Raw genomic sequence first — 16,682 nt, forward strand, 5'->3', positions numbered from 1 at the left:
GCGGTCAGGCTTCCACGGTTTCGATGACGTCGGGCGAGGTGCGCAGCGCGCTCTCGGGCAGGCCGTCTTTCCACGGCACCTCGACGGGGTAGGGCGTCAGCAGGCAGTCGTCGGGCAGCACCTCGATGGGCGTGAAGTTTCTGTGCGCGATGTATTCGGGCCGCTGGTGGCGGCGGATGTGGTTGCTGACCGCGCACAGGCTCAGGTACACCGCCACGCGGTTGAAGGGCGAGAGGTTGCTGCCCGAGGCATGCACGAGGCAGCTGTGGAACAGGATCATCGAACCGGCCGGCCCCTTGGGCGAGACGATGCCGCCTTGCGTGCCACCGGCGCGATCGACCAGCTGGCGGATCAGGTCGTTGTCGACCGTCCACAGCGGGTAGCTGGTGGTCGTGAGGTCGTGCTTGGCATCGACCACGCCCTTGCGGTGGCTGCCCGGAATGAACATCAGCGGGCCGTTGTGCTCGGTCACTTCGTCCAGAAAGATGGCCACGTTCATCGCGCGCTCGGTGGGCATCAGGTCGTCGTTGAGCCAGGTGCCGTAGTCCTGGTGCCACTGCCACACGTCGCCTTCGAAGGCCATCTTGCCGTTGATCTTGAACTGGTGCATGTAGACCGCTTCGTCGAACAGGTCCATCACCGGCCCGACCATGCGCGGGTGCCGCGCCAGCCGCGCGAAGGGCTCGCTGATGAGGTGCGCCGCGAAGTTCGTGCGCACGGCGTCGGAGCCTTTCTCGCGCACGTTGAAGGCCGCGCGCTTGCTGTACAGGTCGGGCACCGCCTCGGTCAGCACCTTCGTCTCTTCGGGCGAGAAGTGGCCGGGGAAGAACAGGTAGCCCTCGCGCTCGAACTGCGCGCGTTGCTCGGGGGTCAGCTTCATGCCTTGTCTCCTTTTTTGGTGGGGATTCCAGATGAGGATGCCGGGCGTGCCAGCTGCTGCGCGAGCCGCTCGGCCAGCGCGTCGCTGGCGCGCGAGACGTGCTCGTCGCTCAGGCGCGCGGCGCGTTCGACGTCGCCGGCGGCAATCGCGTCGGCAATGGCTTCGTGCTCGTCCCACAGCGACTCGCGCTGCGGCTCGGCCTGCAGCACCGCGCCCATCGCGCGGCGCAGGTGGCGCCAGTGCGGGTCGGCGCTCTGGCCGATCAGCGGGTTGCCCGAGGCGGCGTAGATGGCCTGGTGAAAGGCCACGTCGGCATCGATCATGGCTTCGACGTTGCGCCCGCGCGCCGCGCGCCGGCCACGTTCGATGAGCTTCGGGTCGATGCGAAAGCGCTGCTGCGCCGCCAGCCGCGCGGCCAGCACGTCGAGCGCGCCGCGCACCTGGTAGACCTTGCGCATCGCCTCGGCCTCCAGCGGCGCCACCAGCACGCCGCGCCCGGGCGCGTCCTGCACGAAACCGTCCTTCTTGAGCAGCCGCAGCGCCTGCAGCACCGGCTGGCGCGACACCGCGAGCCGCGCCGCGATGTCCTCCTGCGTGAGCCGCTCGCCCGGCGCGAGCGCGCCGCTGCTGATGGCGCCGAGCAGGGCGCGGTAGACCTGGTCGACGAGGTCGGGAGCGACTTCGATGCTGAGCAACTGGGCGGGCATGGTGGGCCTTTTCTGAACTCTGTATACAGAGTACGGACTTCGGCCCAGGGGTGCACTGGGGGTTTTCACCCACGCGACGGCGCGTTACCAGGGCGCTGGCAGCGGCGCGACGCTCTCGTGGGAAGGAAAGTGCGGCAGCACTTCTTCGGCCAGTTCCTGGAGGACTTCCCTCGCAGGCCGGCGCGAGAACTGAATGCCGAGCGCGGCATGGTTGACGCCGGCGTCGCGCCATTCCGTCAGCAGGGCGATCAACCCCTTGCGGCCCGTCTTGAGCACGTAGCCGCCGTTCATCGGGGTGCGCGGATGGTCGGGGTCTTCGCTCAGGTCGATCCATTCGTTCGTCATGTGCGGGCGGAAGCCGCCGCCGGGAATCAGCGCGCGCCAGGCGCGGATCTTCTCCGCCAGTTGGCGCGGCCCCATGACGTTCTGCGTCGAGCCCGGGTAGGTGAGCCAGCCGTCGGCGTGCATGCCGATCCACTCGAGGGACTGCTGCGACGACCCGGTCACCATCAGCGGGATCGCACCGCTGGCGGGCCGGGGCAGCAGCGTTGCATCGCTCAGTTGCCCCAGTGGCGAGGCGATGGGGCCGCCGTCCGGTCGCAGCAGTTGCCGGAAGTAGGCGACCGATTGCGCGAAGCGCGCGCCGCGTGTGCCGTGCTCCAGGCCGTAGGCGGGAAACTCGACGGGGCGGTCGCCCGACGCCACGCCGAGCACCAGCCGCCCGCCCGAGAGCTGGTCGATGGTGACCGCCGCCTTGGCGAGGTCGATCGGATGCCGCAGCGAAAAGATCGCGCTCCCGATCGCCAGCGACACGCGCTGCGTGCGCGCGGCCAGGAAGGCCAGGTAGGTGAACGGATCGAACACCTGGCCTGCGTCGCCGAAGCGCGGATCGAACAGCGGCACGTCGCGCGCCCAGATCGCCGCGAAGCCCTGGCGGTCGATGTCGGCCAGCAGCGCCGACTGGCCTTCGAGCACGGCCATGTCGCCCTCGAAGAAGCGCAGCGGCAGGAAGATGCCCAGCGTGAGGGCGTCGGGCGCGAACATGCGGCGGTAGCCGGGGTGGGTGGCGAAGGCGTGGGCGGAGGCGCCGGTGGGCAGAGAAGCTTGCATGTCAGAGGTTGGAAGAAGAAGGGGAAGGCAACGTCAGGCGTCCGTCGCGGGTTCGGGCAGTGCGATGCCGCGTTGCACCGCCGGCCGCGCGGCCATGCGTTCGTGCCACGCGGTCAGGTGGCGGTGGCGGCTGAAGTCGAACGCGACGATCCGCGCGATGTGCGTCCAGCCGAAGGTCGCGATGTCGGCCACGGAGTACGAATCGCCCGCCAGCCAGTGGTGGCTTGCGAGGTGACCGTCCAGCGTCGAGAACGCGGCCTCGGTGAGCTCGCGATAACGGTCGATGGCCTCGGGGTTGCGGTGTGCGGCAAACCGTTCGAAGTGCACGCGCTGCCCCAGCAGCGGCCCCATGCTCGACGCATGGAACATCAGCCACGTGATCGCCTTCCAGCGCGCGGCAGGTTCCGTCGGCAACAGGCGCCCGGCTTTGTCGGCCAGGTACAGCAGGATGGCCGCCGACTCGAACAGCGTGATGCCGGCCACGTGGTCCACCAGCACGGGAATGCGGCCATGCGGGTTGAGCGCGAGGAACGCGGGGAGGCGGTGTTCGCCGCGGTCGATGCGCACGTGGTGCAGCGTGTAGGGGAGCGCCAGTTCCTCCAGCGCGATGGTGATCTTGAAGCCGTTGGGCGAGCTGTCGGTGTAGAGCGAGAGGCTTTGCGTCATGAAAGATAGAAAATCTGATTTCCTTGGCCATCGATGGATCGATGCTAGGGAGAGAGAATCCGATAGACAAACGATGATTCGTCGATCAAGAAATCAGTTTTTCTAATGACTGGAAGCCCATGGGAAGCGTCCTGCCCTTGCTCGCCTTGCGTGCCTTCACCGAAGCCGGCCGGTGCGGCAGCCTCAAGGCCGCCGCCGACGTCCTGGGCGTGACGCCGGGCGCGGTGAGCCAGCAGATCCGCGTGCTCGAACAGCGCCTGAACGTGTCGCTGTTCGTGCGCGAGCGCTACGGCGTGCAGCTCAGCGAGGCGGGGGCGCGCATCCATCCGAACCTGGTGCGCGCGTTCGACCAGATCGAACACGCCGTGTCCGTGCTGGAGGCCGCGTCGAAGCAGCAGACCCTCACCGTCAGCACCGTCGCGTCATTCGCCGCAAGCTGGCTCGTGCCGCGCCTGGGCGCGTTCTCGGCGCTGCACCCGGAGATCGAGGTGCGGGTCGAGGCCTCGTCCAAGCTCGCCGACCTGCAGCGCGACGGGGTCGACGTGGCGATACGCCACGGGCTGGGCGTGTACCCGGGCCTGCAGGTCGAGCATCTGATGGCGCCCGTGCTCTTGCCGGTGGTCAGCCCCTCGTTGCTGGCTCAAGGCCCGGCGATCCGCAAACCCGCCGACTGCCTGAAGTACACGCTGCTGCACGACAGCGACCGCGCGGACTGGGCGCTGTGGCTGCAGGCGCATGGCGTCGAGCCTGAGGATGCCGCGCTGCGTGGTCCCGGTTTCGAGGAAGACCTGTTGCTGCTGCGCGCCGCAGCGGCCGGCCAGGGCATCGCGCTCGTGCAGGACACGCATGCGCAGGAGTACCTCGGCGAAGGCCGCCTGGTCGTCGCATTGAACAAGCGCTGGCCCTCTCGCTTTGCCTACTACCTGGTGAGCAAGCCGGGCGCCATGCGGCGGCCGGCGGTGAAAGCGTTTTCGGAATGGGTGACGGCGCAAGCGGCATCCCCCGCGCGTGCGCCGCAGGCCAGCAGCCGCTAAGCTCGACCCATGCAACTCCCTACCTACGACGACGTCATCGCCGCGGCCGCGCGGCTCGAAGGCCATGCCCACCGCACGCCGGTGCTGCAATCGACCACCGCCAATGAACGCTGGGGCGCGCAGTTCTTCTTCAAGTGCGAGAACTTCCAGCGCATGGGCGCGTTCAAGTTCCGCGGTGCGTTCAATGCGCTGTCGAAGTTCGACGCGGCGCAGCGCCAGGGCGGCGTCATCGCCTTCTCGTCAGGCAACCACGCGCAGGCCATCGCGCTGTCGGCGCGCCTGCTGTCGATGCCGGCCGTGATCGTCATGCCCAAGGACGCGCCCGCCGCCAAGGTCGCGGCCACGAAGGGCTATGGCGCCGAAGTGGTGATGTACGACCGCTTCACCGAAGACCGCGAGGCGCTGACGAAGCGGCTCGCGCAGGAGCGCGGCATGACGATGATTCCGCCCTACGACCACCCCGACGTGCTCACGGGGCAGGGCACGGCGGTGAAGGAACTCATCGAAGAGAGCGGCCCGCTCGATCACCTGTTCGTGTGCCTCGGCGGCGGCGGGCTGCTGTCGGGCTCGGCACTGTCGGCGCGTGCGCTGTCGCCCGCCTGCAAGGTCTACGGCGTGGAGCCCGAAGCCGGCAACGACGGCCAGCAGTCGCTGCGCGCCGGGAAGATCGTGCACATCGACACGCCCAAGACCATCGCCGACGGCGCGCAGACGCAGCACCTGGGCGAGTACACCTTCGGCATCATCAAAAAGGATGTCGATGACATCTTCACCGTCACCGACGAGCAGCTCGTCGAGGCGATGCGCTTCTTCGCCGAGCGCATGAAGATGGTGGTGGAGCCGACGGGGTGCCTCGCGTTCGCGGGCGCCATCGCCGCTGCGAAGGCCATCGAAGGCCAGCGCGTGGGCATCGTGATCAGCGGCGGGAACGTCGACCTGTCGCGCTACGCGTCGCTGATCGGCTGATTCTTTTCAGGCCCGGATACCGCTCGCCGTCAGGTGCAGCAACCGATCCGCGCGCGCCGCCGCGCTCTCCGAGTGCGTGACCAGCACCAGCGAGGCGCCGTGCTCGCGTGTCTGGCCGATCAGCAGGTCCATCACCTTCGCGGCGGTGGACGGGTCGAGGTTGCCGGTGGGCTCGTCGGCGAGCAGCAGCGCGGGCCGGTGCACCAGCGCGCGGGCGATGGCCACGCGTTGCAACTGGCCGCCCGAGAGCGTCTGCGGCAGCCTCGCGCCCATGCCGGGCAGGCCGACGGCTTCGAGCATGTGGGCCACGCGCGCGTCTTCGCGCGGGCGACCCAAGAGCATCAGCGGCAGCGACACGTTCTGCGCCACGTCGAGGTGCGGCAGCACGTGGAAGGCCTGGAACACGAAGCCCACGTGCTGGCGCCGCCACAGCGCGCGGGCCTCGCCGTCGAGCGCGCCGATGTCGGTGCCGTCGTGCGACACGCTGCCTTCATCCCAAGTGTCGAGGCCGGCCATGCAGTTGAGCAGGGTCGATTTGCCGACGCCCGATTCGCCCACGATGGCGACGAACTCGCCGGGCGCGACCTGCAGGCTCACGTGTTCGAAGACGGGCGCGTCGCCGTAGTGCTTGCCGAGGTTGGAGAGGTGCAGCGTCATGCGGGCGTCGCCCCGCATGCGATGTGGGCGATGTGCTTCACGGCGGCCTGCACCGCGTCGGGCGCGTCGCAGGCGATCACGGTGCGCTGCGGCATGCTGCGCAGCCAGGTGATCTGCCGCTTGGCGAGCTGGCGCGTGGCGGCGATGCCGCGCTCGCGCAACTCGTTCAAGGCCTTGGCATCGGGCGGCGCGTCGCCGCAGGCGTCGAGCATCTCCCAGGCCTGGCGGTAGCCGACGCAGCGCATCGAGGGCAGGTCGGGCGACAGGTCGCCGCGCGCGCGCAGCGCCTTCACCTCGTCGAGAAAGCCGGCCGCGAGCATCGCGTCGAAGCGCTCGGCGATGCGCCCGTGCAGCCAGGCGCGGTCCTCGGGTTCGAGCGACACGAGCACGCCGCCGTCGACGGCCTTGGCGGCCTTGGTGTCGCTCGCATGGAAGCTCGACAGCGGCTGGCCGCTGCTCTCCCACACCTCGAGCGCGCGCTGGATGCGCTGGCTGTCCTGCGGGGCGAGCCGGGCGGCGGTGACGGGGTCGACCTGCGCGAGCCGCGCATGCATGGCGGGCCAGCCGAGCGCGGCGGCTTCGGCATCGAGGCGCGCGCGCACGGCGGGGTCGGCCGCGGGCATGGCGTCGATGCCGTCGAACAGCGCCTTGAAGTACAGCATGGTGCCGCCCACGAGCAGCGGCAGCGCGCCGCGTGCGCGGATGGCGTCGATGAGCCTTGTGGCGTCGGCCACGAAGGCGGCGGCGCTGTAGCTGTCGCGCGCGTCGAGGATGTCGATCAGGTGGTGCGGCACCGCGGCCTGCTCGGCGGCGGTGGGCTTGGCGGTGCCGATGTCCATGCCGCGGTAGACCAGCGCCGAGTCGACGCTGACGATCTCGACCGGCTGCAGCCGGGCCACGGCCAGGGCGACGGCGGTCTTGCCGGACGCGGTGGGGCCGGCGAGCGCGATGTAGCGCGGGGGAACAGGGGAAGCGGGGGGCATGCGTCGAGGGTAGCAAATGGCACGCGCCGGGCGGCTGCCCGGGGCTTGTCTGAGACGCCGGGCCGCTGCCCGGGGCTTGCCTGGGACGCCGGGCGGCTGCCCGGGGCTTGCCCGCGACGCCGTGCGTCAGGCGACGGCGGTCGCGTCCCGCATCCGCCGGATGTCGCGCAGCGGCGGCGCGCCGAACAGGCGCGCGTACTCGCGGCTGAACTGCGAGGCGCTTTCGTAGCCCACGCGCACGCCGGCGGTGCCGGCATCGATGTTCTGGTTCAGCATCAGCTGCCGCGCTTCCTGCAGGCGCAGCTGCTTCAGGTACTGCATCGGGCTCATGCCGGTCACGGCGCGGAAGTGCTGGCGGTAGGTCGACGGGCTCATGTGCGCGGACGCGGCCAGCTCGTCCGCCTGCACGGGCTTCCTGAAATTCATCTTGAGCCACGCCAGGCTCTGCGCCACCTGCTGGCTGGGCGAGCCGACGGTCATGAGGCGCTGCAGCTGCGGGCCGTGGCGCCCGGCGAGCAGGCGCACGACGATTTCCTTTTGCAGCAGCGGCGCGAGCTGCGGAACGAGCCGGGGCTCGGCCAGCAGCTCGACGAGCCGCGTGACGGTGCCCAGCAGCGTCGGGTCGAGCGCGCCCAGCGACAGGGCGCGCTGGTTGTGGGGCTCCCTGGAGGGCGGCGGCAACGCCATTTCGGTCGCCACCTGCACGATGGCGCGTGGATCGAGCCGGATCATGAGGCCCAGGAAGGGCTGTGCCGCGCTGGCGCGGGTGACGTGGGCCACCACGGGCAGGTCGGCCGTGATCAGCAGCGACTGGCCGGCGCCGTATTCATAGATCTCGTCGCCGAGCGCCGCGCGCTTCTGTCCGCCGACCGTGATGCCAAGGCCGAAGCCGTAGATGCAATGCACGGGCTCGGTCGCGGCGCTGCGTCGGTGCAGCGAGAGCTCGGGAATGGCGGTGGCGTGGTCGCCGTCGTTTCGGGCAATGCGCCCGACGGCCGCGGCCAGGGCACCGAGGACGGCCGAATCGTCTGGCTGCGTCGGCTGTAGCACTTCCATCTGAATCCTTTCGGGTGCTTGCGCAAAGTCTAGCGGGCGCATCTCATGCGCTTGGCGTTTTTGGCGCAGTCTCGTTGTTTCAGGCAAGAACGCGCGCGGATTGGGCAAGTGGCCGTGGGCGCTTCGTCGGACACTGGCCGCCGTGAAGTCCTGCCGCGCGTGGCGCGAGGACCGTGCTTCCCCTCCACGATGATGAAAAAAGAAATGACCCACGACGAACGACATCCGCATCGCATCACCGCCTCGCTCGTGGCCGCACTGGCCATCGGCGTGAGCATGGCCGGGTCCGCACCCGCTTTCGCCAGCACCGCGCTGGCGCAGAAGTACGCGTGCGTGGCCTGCCACCAGCCCGCCGTGAAGGTGGTGGGCCCTTCCTGGAAAGAAATCGGCGCGCGCTACGGCGACGGCAAGGGCACGGCCGCGCAGCTGGCCGCCAGCATGAAGGCCGGCAGCTCGGGCAAGTGGGGTGCGATGCCCATGCCCGCGCAAGCCCAGGTCCCCGACGCGGACCTGCAGGCGCTCGCGCAATGGGTGCTCGACGGCGCCAAGTGAATCCGATCCATCCCACCCCTACCCACGGAGAAAACCAACATGAGCGCGCTCCACGTCAACGGCCGTGACCACACGGTCGACGCCGACCCCGGCACCCCCATCCTCTGGGCCCTGCGCGACACGCTGGGCATGACCGGCACCAAGTTCGGCTGCGGCGCGGCGCTGTGCGGCGCCTGCACCGTGCACATGGACGGCCAGGCCATCCGCTCGTGCATCACGCCGATCGCGGCGGCCGAGGGCAAGAAGATCACCACCATCGAAGCCGTGACCGGCGGCAACGACCGCGTGGGCGCGGCCGTGCATGCCGCGTGGGTCAAGCACGACGTCGCCCAGTGCGGCTACTGCCAGAGCGGCCAGATCATGAGCGCGACCGCCTTCCTGCAGTCGCTGCCCAAGGGCAAGCAGCCCAGCACCGACGAGATCGACTCGGCCATGGCCGGCAACATCTGCCGCTGCGGCACCTACGCCCGCATCCGCGCCGCCGTGGCCGATGCGGCCAAGACCCTCGCCTGAAGGAGCCGACGACATGCTGCCAAACATCGACTACAACGACCTGCCGCGCGCGCTGCAGCGCCTGATGGCCCAGCCTGCGACCGAGGACGCCGACGCGGTCGCCACGCTGCCGCGCCGCAGCTTCCTGAAGATGGCCGGCGCCGGCGGCCTCGTGCTCGGCGCGTTCCCTCACATGGCCATGGCGCAGGCCGACGGCCCGGCCAAGGCCGGCGGTGCGCTCAAGCCGACGCAACAGCCTTCGGCCTTCGTGCAGATCGCGCCCAACGGCGAGGTCACGGTGACCATCAACCGCCTCGAGTTCGGCCAGGGCGTGCAGACCGGCCTGCCGATGATCCTGGCCGAAGAGCTCGATGCCGACTGGGCCCTGGTGCGCAGCCGCAACGGCACCAACGATGCCGCCTACGCCGACCCGCTGTTCGGCATGCACCTGACCGGCGGTTCCAACTCGATCAAGAACAGCTACACGCAGTACCGCGAACTGGGCGCGCGTGCGCGGGCCATGCTGCTGTCGGCCGCGGCGCAGCGCTGGAAGGTCGATGTGGCCACGCTGCGCACGCAGGCCGGCACGGTGATCGGCCCGGGCGGGCGCAAGGCGGGGTACGGCGAACTGGCCGAAGCGGCCATGGCCCTGCCGGTGCCCGAGACGGTCACGCTGAAGAACCCGAAGGACTTCCGCCTCATCGGCCGCCCGACCACGCGCCTGGACGCGCGCGCCAAGAGCAGCGGGCGACAGGACTTCGGCATCGACGTGAAGCAGCCCGGCCAGCTGACGGCCGTGGTGGCGCATCCGCCCGTGTTCGGCGCCCGCCTGGCCTCGGTGGACGACAGCGCCGCGCGCGCCGTCAAGGGCGTGAAGGCCGTGCTGCGCATTCCGCTGGACCGTGGCGCCGAAGGTGTGGCCGTGGTGGCCGACGGCTACTGGCCCGCCAAGCTGGGCCGCGACGCGCTCAAGCTGCAGTGGAACACCGATGCGGTGGAGAAGGTCGACAGCGACAAGCAGCTGGCGCAGTACCGCGAACTGGCCGGCCGCCCCGGCAACCGCAAGTTCGACGCCGACATGGCGCCGCTGGCCGGCGCACCGCACAAGCTCGAGGCCGAGTTCGTGTTTCCCTACCTGGCCCACGCGCCCATGGAGCCGGAGAACTGCACCGTGAAGCTGTCGGACAGTCGCGCCGAGCTGTGGGTCGGCACGCAGTCCGCCGACCTCGACGGCCAGGCCGCGGCACGCACGCTGAAGCTCGACCCCGCACAGGTGAAGGTGAATGTGCAGATGGCGGGCGGCGGCTTCGGCCGGCGCTTCGTGGGCTCGAGCGACTTCGTGGTCGAGGCCTGCGAGATCGCCAAGGCCGCGCGCACCGCCGGCCTGAAGGACGCCCCCGTGCGCCTGCTGTGGAGCCGCGAGGACGACATCAAGGGCGGCTACTACCGCCCCATGCACTTGCATCGCGCACGCATCGGCTTCGACGCGCGCGGCAAGATCCTCGCGTGGGACCACGTGATCGTGGGCCAGTCGATCACCGCGGGCACGGTGTTCGCCGGTTCCATGGTGAAAGACGGCATCGACGCCACGGCCGTCGAGGGCATGCGCGATCCGTACCCCGTGCCGATGCGCCTCACGGTGCATCACCCGCAGGTCAACGTGCCGGTGCTGTGGTGGCGCAGCGTGGGCTCCACGCACACCGCCTTCGTGATGGAGACGCTGATCGACGAGATCGCCCGCACGACCAAGCAGGACCCGGTGGCCTACCGCATGAGCCTCTTCGGCGACAAGCACCCGCGCCATCGCGCCGCGCTGCAACTGGCGGTCGACAAGAGCGGCTACGGCAAGAAGAAGCTGGCCGAAGGCCGCGCCTGGGGCGTGGCCGTGCACGAGTCCTTCGAGTCGGTGGTGGCCTATGTGGTCGAAGCGTCGGTGAAGGACGGCCAGCCCGTGCTGCACCGCGTGACCTCGGGCGTGCACTGCAACCTGGCGGTGAACCCGCGCAGCGTGGAGGCGCAGGTGCAGGGCGCGGCGGTGATGGGGCTGTCGACCTGCCTGCAGGGCAGCGCCATCACGCTGAAGGACGGCGTCGTGCAGCAGGGCAACTTCGGCGACTTCAGCGTGGCGCGCATCACGCAGGTGCCCGAGTTCGACGTGCACATCGTGCCGAGTGCCGATGCGCCCAAGGGGATGGGTGAACCGGGCCTGCCGCCGCTGGCGCCTGCCTTCGCCAACGCCGTGGCGCGGCTGACGGGCAAGCCCTTGCGCCAGCTGCCGTTCGACCTGGCCTCGGCCTGACGCGGGAACGGAACCGCCTGAAAAAGGCGGGCTAGATGGCAGCGGGGGCGGGCGTGTGCGCCTCGCCCCGCACCTCTTGCGGCGACAGCGCCGCGGAAGGCAATGAAGGCGGTGCGGGCCGCGGCGACACCAACCGCGGTTGCGGCCGGCTGTCCGCCACGGTGCTGCTGTCCTCGGGCTTCATGCGAAACAGCTGCGACAGCGCCGCGCGGTACTGCGTCGCGCCCACCGAGTTGGTGTTGTGGTGCGAGCCGCCCTCGACCAGCACGAACATCTTGGGCACCGTGGCCGCGTCGTACAGCTTGCGCCCGAGCGTCGGGTTGATCAGGCTGTCGGCGGTGCCGTGCACCACGAGCAGCGGCGCGCCGATGTCCTTGACGGTGCGAATTGCCTCGAAGCGCTGCGTGATGAACGGGCCGAAGGGCAGCCAGCCCCACTTGAAGCTGCTGGCCACGTCGGCGATGGAGGTGAAGGTGCTCTCGACGATGGTGCCGCTCTCGTCGTTCACGGTGGCTGCCAGGTCGATGCCGATGGCGCCGCCCAGCGAGTGGCCGAAGATGTAACGGTGCTGGCGCGGATGGCGCGCGGCCAGCCAGGTCCAGGCGGCGCGGGCGTCTTCGCGGGCCGAGGCTTCCGAGGGCAGGCCCTTGGAGCTCTTGCCGAAGCCGCGGTAGTCGATGGCCAGCACCGAGAAGCCCAGCTCGTGCATGCGCTGGATGCGCGGCGCCGAGCCGGCCACGTTGTAGCGCGCACCATGCAGGTACAGCAGCACGGGGGTCTCGGTGGTTTCGGGGGCGCCGCCGAGCCACAGGCCGTGCAGGCGCGCCGGTTCACCGGTGATGGACGACTGGAAGTCGATCCAGACATCCTGCATGCCTTCGGTCATCTGGGCCGAATTGCCCCAGCTGCGGTCGCTGGGCTGGAAGATCCATTCGCGCTGGCGTTCGTCGAGGGTCGAACAGCCGGCTGCCAGGAGGGCACAGAGCGAAAAGATGGACGCGAGGAGGGGCCAGCGTTTGATCATGGGGTGGAGGGACAGCGAAAGTCGGCCGAAAGTTCATCTGCTTGCTTTCTGAAACGCGTCGGCATCGCGTGTCAGCTCCCCCTGTGCAGCGCTCGCCGGCGCCTGGCACGAGACCATGCAACGTGCGTGCCCGCACCGTGGATGACGCCACAAAACCCTCGAAAACCCTCGAAATGGGCGCTGACGGCGCTTATCTGCCGTACAGGCCCCCGTGTTCAGTCCGGTGCCGGCTGCACGAAATACACCACCATCCGCAGGTGCCGGTGCGCGTCGACGACCAGTGTTTCGTGGTGAAACTCCAACGGCCCGGTGTCGGTCCTGTCGGCCATCCGTACGCATCCGAGGCCGCGCCGGGCGGGCGCGCTGTCGGGGGTGTCCCACCAGCGGCGGAAGTCGGGTGAGAGCGCTTTCAGGTCCGCGACCAGATCCAGCATGGCCGGATCGTCGGGTGCGATGGCGAAGTCGTATCGGAATTGCGCCAGCAGCCCGGGCGCATCGTCGCGCCAGGCGGGCAGGCGCCGGCGCAGTTCGGGGTCGGCGAACACCATGCGAAGGAGGTTGCGCGCCTCGCGTTCGCGCGCGCTGAAGCCGAAGAGCGCGTCGGCCGCGGCGTTCCAGGCCACGACGTCCCAGCGCAGGTTGAACACATAGGCAGGGCGGGTGGGCAGCTCGTCCATGAGCTGCTGAATGCGAGGGGTGACCGACGCCTGCTGATGGGCCTCGGGCGGCGGCGGGCGCTTGTGGGCCAGCAGGAACAGGTGGCTGCACTCGGCGTCGTCCAGCTTCAGGGCATGCGCCACGCCGAGCAGGAATTTCTGCGACACCTGGATCTCCCGCCCCTGCTCGAACCAGGTGTACCAGGTGAGCCCCACGCCGGCCATCACCGCGACCTCTTCGCGCCGCAGGCCGGGCGTGCGGCGCCGGCCCTGCGAGGGCAGGCCGACATCGGCGGGCGTGAGTTTGCGGCGATGCCGGGTCAGGAACTCCGACAGCTCGTTCTTGGTGCGGCTGAGGCTGCGTTCGATCAAGCCTGTTGTCTCAAGTAATAGGATAAACGCTTAAATTGTAATGTGATGATCTTGTCCTGAAGATGGGGCTTCCGCAACCCGAACGCGCTCCCGGAGGCCCCTTTTGACCGCACCTTGCGATTCACTTTCCCTTTCCGACCACCTTCCGGCCGCGAGGCGCGAAGGCCGTGCCGGCGCCCGCGAATGGACCGGGCTCGCGCTGCTGGCGCTGCCGACCCTGCTGCTCGGCCTCGACCTCACGCTGCTGCACCTGGCCCTGCCCGCGCTGGCCCTGGACCTGCGCCCCACGAGCGCGCAGGCGCTGTGGATCGTCGATGCCTACGGTTTCATGATTGCCGGCTTTCTCGTCACGATGGGCACGCTGGGCGACCGCATCGGGCGGCGCAAGCTGCTCATGGTGGGGGCGGCGGCGTTCGGCGTGGCGTCGGTGATCGCGGCCTCTTCGACCAGCGCCAACCAACTGATCGCTGCACGTGCCGTGCTCGGCGTGGCGGGCGCGACGCTGATGCCGTCGACGCTGGCGCTGATCAGCAACATGTTCCTGCACCCGCATCAGCGCGCGCTGGCGATCGGGCTGTGGGCGACCATGTTCGCGCTCGGCATGGCGGCCGGGCCGGTGGTGGGCGGCCTGCTGCTGGCGCATCACGGCTGGGGTGCGGCCTTTCTCGTGGCGCTGCCGGTGGTCGGGCTGCTGCTGGTGGCGGCGCCGTTCCTGCTGCCGGAGTACCGCTCGCCGCAGCAGGGGCGGCTCGATCTGCCCAGCGTCGCGCTGTCGCTGCTGGCGTTGCTGCCGGTGGTCTACGGCATCAAGCAGGTCGCGAAGGACGGGGTCGGTGTCGGGGCCGTGCTGGCGCTCGTCGGCGGGCTGGCGTTCGCGCTGGGGTTCGTCCGGCGGCAACGGCGGTTGCGCCATCCGCTGATCGACCTCGGCCTGTTCGCCAGCCGGGCCTTCAGCGTCGCGCTGGTGGTGTTGCTGGTGGGGCTGGTCGGTGTCGGCGGCACGATGCTGCTGGTGACCCAGTACCTGCAGCTGGTGGCGGGGCTGTCACCGCTGGAAGCCGGGCTGTGGATGGGCCCGCCGGCGCTCGCGATGCTGGTGGCCGGCATCACCGCGCCGCTGCTGGCGCGGCGCATCCGGCCGGGCCATGTGATGGCGGGCGCGCTGGGGCTCTCGGTCGTGGGCTACCTGGTGCTGAGCCAGCTCGATTGCACGCCGCATGGCATCGCGTGGGTGACGGCCGCGTTCTCGCTCGTGTACCTCGGCCTGGGCACCATCGCCGCGCTGGGCACCGACCTGGTGGTGGGCGCCGCGCCGCCCGAGAAGGCGGGATCGGCCTCGGCCTTGTCCGAAACGGTGCAGGAGCTGGGCCTGGCCGTGGGCATCGCCACGCTGGGCAGCCTGACGACGGCGGTGTATCGCACGCGGATGGGCGACCCGATCGACGGCATGGCGGTGAACCTTCAACGCGCGGTATCGGACAGCCTGGCCGGCGCTACAGCGGTCGCGCATGAATTGCCCGCAGGCGTGCTCGAACAGGCGCAAGCCGCCTTCCTCGCAGGACTGAATGCAGCCGCAGCCACCAGCGCCGTCAGCATCGCAATCCTGGCGGTGCTGGCCGCCGTCACGCTGCGGCATGTCGGCGCGGCCGCCGATGACGGGCTCAGCGCCCGCGCATGAACAGCGAATCGAGCTCGCGGATCGACAGCTGGCGCCAGGTCGGCCGGCCGTGGTTGCACTGGTCGGAGCGCTCGGTGGCTTCCATCTGGCGCAGCAGGGCGTTCATCTCGTCGATGGTGAGCTTGCGGTTGGCGCGCACCGCGCCGTGGCAGGCCATGGTCGACAGCAGCTCGTTCTGCGCGCGCTGCACCACGGTGCTTGCGTCGTGCTGGCCCAGTTCGGCGAGCACGCTGCGCGCCAGTTCCACCGGGTCGCCGTCGGCCAGCGTGCCGGGCACGGCGCGCACGGCCAGCGTGCGGGCCGAGAAGGGCGTGATCTCCAGCCCCAGCGTGGGCAGCACCTCGGCGCAGGCTTCGGCCGTGGCCACTTCCTGCGGCGTGGCGGCGAAGGTGGCCGGAATCAGCAGCGGCTGGCTCGTGATGGCCGCGCCGTCGAGCTGGGTCTTGAGCCGCTCGTAGACGATGCGCTCGTGCGCGGCGTGCATGTCGACGATCACGAGGCCCTGGCTGTTCTCGGCCAGGATGTAGATGCCCTGCAACTGGGCCAGCGCGCGGCCCAGCGGCCAGGCGTCCTGGTTCATGACGGGCGCTGGCATGGGGGCCAGAGCCTCGCTGTCGGGCAGTCCGACCGGCGCGCGGAACGACATCGCCGGCGCTTCGGTCTGCCACTGCGACGGGGCCGTGACCGGCGCGTGCCCCTGTTCCTCGGAGCGCCGCGGCCACATGGCCTCGAAGTCGCCGGCACCGCGCTCGCGCGCCTGGAACGGGATCGCGGGCTGCGACCAGCTGGCGCTCGGCGGCAGCGGGGTCTGCTTGAAGAAGGGCTGCGGCGGCACATCGGCCGGTGCCAGGGCATCGCCGGCGCGCGGCGCGGCCAGGGCGTCCTCGATGGCGTGGCGCACCGCCTGGTGCACCTCGCGCCCGTCGCGAAAGCGCACCTCGATCTTGGTCGGGTGCACGTTGACGTCGACGCGCGCGGGGTCGATCTCCAGGTACAGCACGTACACCGGCTGGCGCTGGCCGTGCAGCACGTCTTCGTAGGCGCTGCGCACCGCGTGCGACAGCACCTTGTCGCGCACGAAGCGGCCGTTGACGTAGAAGAACTGCTGGTCGTTGCGCGAGCGCGCCGCGTCGGGAATGCCGGCACGGCCGACCACGCGCACCGGGCCGCCTTCGCGCAGCACGGAGACGCTCTGCGACACGAAGTCGTCGCTCAGCGCATCGGCCAGCCGCTGCTCGGGCGTGGCGGCGGCGCGCCATTGTTCGATCAACTTGCCGTCGTGCCAGACCGAGAAGCCCACCTCGGGCCGTGCCAGTGCATGGCGGCGCACGGCCTCGATGCAGTGGGCCAGCTCGGTGGCGTCGGTCTTCAGGAACTTGCGCCGCGCGGGCGTGGCAAAGAACAGCTCGCGCACCTCGACCGTGGTGCCCACGGAGCGTGCCACCGGCCGCAATTCGCCCGTGCCGCCGTCGAGCACGAAGGCGCTGTCGGCGCCGGTGAAGCGCGAGAGGATGCTGAGCTCGGCAATCGCGTTGATGGCCGCGAGCGCC

Annotated in this window: 16 protein-coding genes; 6 read left to right on the top strand and 10 right to left on the bottom strand. The window is 70.1% G+C overall.

Going from position 1 to position 16,682, the window contains the following annotated elements:
- Positions 1-4 precede the first annotated feature (4 nt).
- The 4 genes from AC07YS_RS19735 to AC07YS_RS19750 all read right to left on the bottom strand — a co-directional run bounded on the left by AC07YS_RS19735 (position 5) and on the right by AC07YS_RS19750 (position 3,363).
- A complete protein-coding gene (locus AC07YS_RS19735; protein WP_495268960.1) occupies positions 5-880 on the bottom strand; it encodes a phytanoyl-CoA dioxygenase family protein in 876 nt (291 codons plus the stop codon).
- Positions 877-1,587 (bottom strand): GntR family transcriptional regulator, encoded by a 711-nt coding sequence (locus AC07YS_RS19740; protein WP_495268961.1) that lies wholly within the window; start codon positions 1,585-1,587, stop codon positions 877-879. Before AC07YS_RS19740 ends, AC07YS_RS19735 begins: the two co-directional genes overlap by 4 nt.
- 84 nt (positions 1,588-1,671) lie before the next feature.
- Entirely contained in the window at positions 1,672-2,697 is a 1,026-nt protein-coding gene (locus AC07YS_RS19745; RefSeq protein ID WP_495268962.1) for an LLM class oxidoreductase, read from the bottom strand.
- A 33-nt stretch (positions 2,698-2,730) separates the two neighbouring features.
- Positions 2,731-3,363 carry a glutathione S-transferase family protein gene (locus AC07YS_RS19750; protein WP_495268963.1) on the bottom strand — a complete coding sequence of 211 codons (633 nt, stop codon included), beginning with the start codon at positions 3,361-3,363 and terminating at the stop codon, positions 2,731-2,733.
- 119 nt (positions 3,364-3,482) lie between these two features.
- Between AC07YS_RS19750 and gcvA the strand changes: the two genes are divergently transcribed.
- On the top strand, positions 3,483-4,397 hold the full coding sequence (gene gcvA / locus AC07YS_RS19755) for a transcriptional regulator GcvA (protein WP_495268964.1): 915 nt from the start codon (positions 3,483-3,485) through the stop codon (positions 4,395-4,397).
- Positions 4,398-4,406: 9 nt separating this feature from the next.
- Positions 4,407-5,363 (top strand): threo-3-hydroxy-L-aspartate ammonia-lyase, encoded by a 957-nt coding sequence (locus tag AC07YS_RS19760; protein WP_495268965.1) that lies wholly within the window; start codon positions 4,407-4,409, stop codon positions 5,361-5,363.
- Positions 5,364-5,369: 6 nt separating this feature from the next.
- On the opposite strand, the gene AC07YS_RS19765 is transcribed toward AC07YS_RS19760, so the two are convergent.
- From AC07YS_RS19765 to AC07YS_RS19775, 3 genes are all read right to left on the bottom strand, one after another.
- Positions 5,370-6,020 carry an ABC transporter ATP-binding protein gene (locus tag AC07YS_RS19765; protein WP_095746026.1) on the bottom strand — a complete coding sequence of 217 codons (651 nt, stop codon included), beginning with the start codon at positions 6,018-6,020 and terminating at the stop codon, positions 5,370-5,372.
- A complete protein-coding gene (gene miaA, locus AC07YS_RS19770; RefSeq protein WP_495273730.1) occupies positions 6,017-7,003 on the bottom strand; it encodes a tRNA (adenosine(37)-N6)-dimethylallyltransferase MiaA in 987 nt (328 codons plus the stop codon). The genes AC07YS_RS19765 and miaA overlap by 4 nt, the downstream gene beginning before the upstream one ends.
- Positions 7,004-7,129: 126 nt before the next feature.
- Entirely contained in the window at positions 7,130-8,059 is a 930-nt protein-coding gene (locus AC07YS_RS19775) for an AraC family transcriptional regulator (protein ID WP_062478493.1), read from the bottom strand.
- Between the two features lie 204 nt (positions 8,060-8,263).
- On the opposite strand from AC07YS_RS19775, the gene AC07YS_RS19780 reads away from it, so the two are divergent.
- The 3 genes from AC07YS_RS19780 to AC07YS_RS19790 are packed head-to-tail and all read left to right on the top strand — an operon-like array spanning position 8,264 to position 11,402.
- Positions 8,264-8,611 (top strand): c-type cytochrome, encoded by a 348-nt coding sequence (locus AC07YS_RS19780; RefSeq protein ID WP_495264558.1) that lies wholly within the window; start codon positions 8,264-8,266, stop codon positions 8,609-8,611.
- Between the two features lie 39 nt (positions 8,612-8,650).
- A complete protein-coding gene (locus AC07YS_RS19785; RefSeq protein ID WP_070063074.1) occupies positions 8,651-9,124 on the top strand; it encodes a (2Fe-2S)-binding protein in 474 nt (157 codons plus the stop codon).
- Between the two features lie 13 nt (positions 9,125-9,137).
- The gene (locus AC07YS_RS19790) at positions 9,138-11,402 is read left to right on the top strand and encodes a xanthine dehydrogenase family protein molybdopterin-binding subunit (RefSeq protein ID WP_495270283.1); all 2,265 of its coding nucleotides are present in this window, start codon (positions 9,138-9,140) and stop codon (positions 11,400-11,402) included.
- Positions 11,403-11,433: 31 nt separating this feature from the next.
- Here AC07YS_RS19790 and AC07YS_RS19795 read toward each other — a convergent pair whose 3' ends face one another.
- On the bottom strand, positions 11,434-12,426 hold the full coding sequence (locus AC07YS_RS19795; protein ID WP_447745695.1) for an alpha/beta hydrolase: 993 nt from the start codon (positions 12,424-12,426) through the stop codon (positions 11,434-11,436).
- A 215-nt stretch (positions 12,427-12,641) separates the two neighbouring features.
- A complete protein-coding gene (locus tag AC07YS_RS19800) occupies positions 12,642-13,454 on the bottom strand; it encodes a helix-turn-helix transcriptional regulator (RefSeq protein ID WP_495270284.1) in 813 nt (270 codons plus the stop codon).
- 103 nt (positions 13,455-13,557) lie between these two features.
- On the opposite strand from AC07YS_RS19800, the gene AC07YS_RS19805 reads away from it, so the two are divergent.
- A complete protein-coding gene (locus tag AC07YS_RS19805) occupies positions 13,558-15,132 on the top strand; it encodes an MFS transporter (RefSeq protein ID WP_495270285.1) in 1,575 nt (524 codons plus the stop codon).
- Here AC07YS_RS19805 and mutL read toward each other — a convergent pair.
- On the bottom strand, positions 15,116-16,682 hold a 1,567-nt coding region (mutL, locus tag AC07YS_RS19810; RefSeq protein ID WP_495275725.1), incomplete at its 5' end, for a DNA mismatch repair endonuclease MutL. The genes AC07YS_RS19805 and mutL overlap by 17 nt on opposite strands.

It is taken from the genome of Variovorax sp. GW458-11-26-14-LB1 (assembly GCF_059423965.1).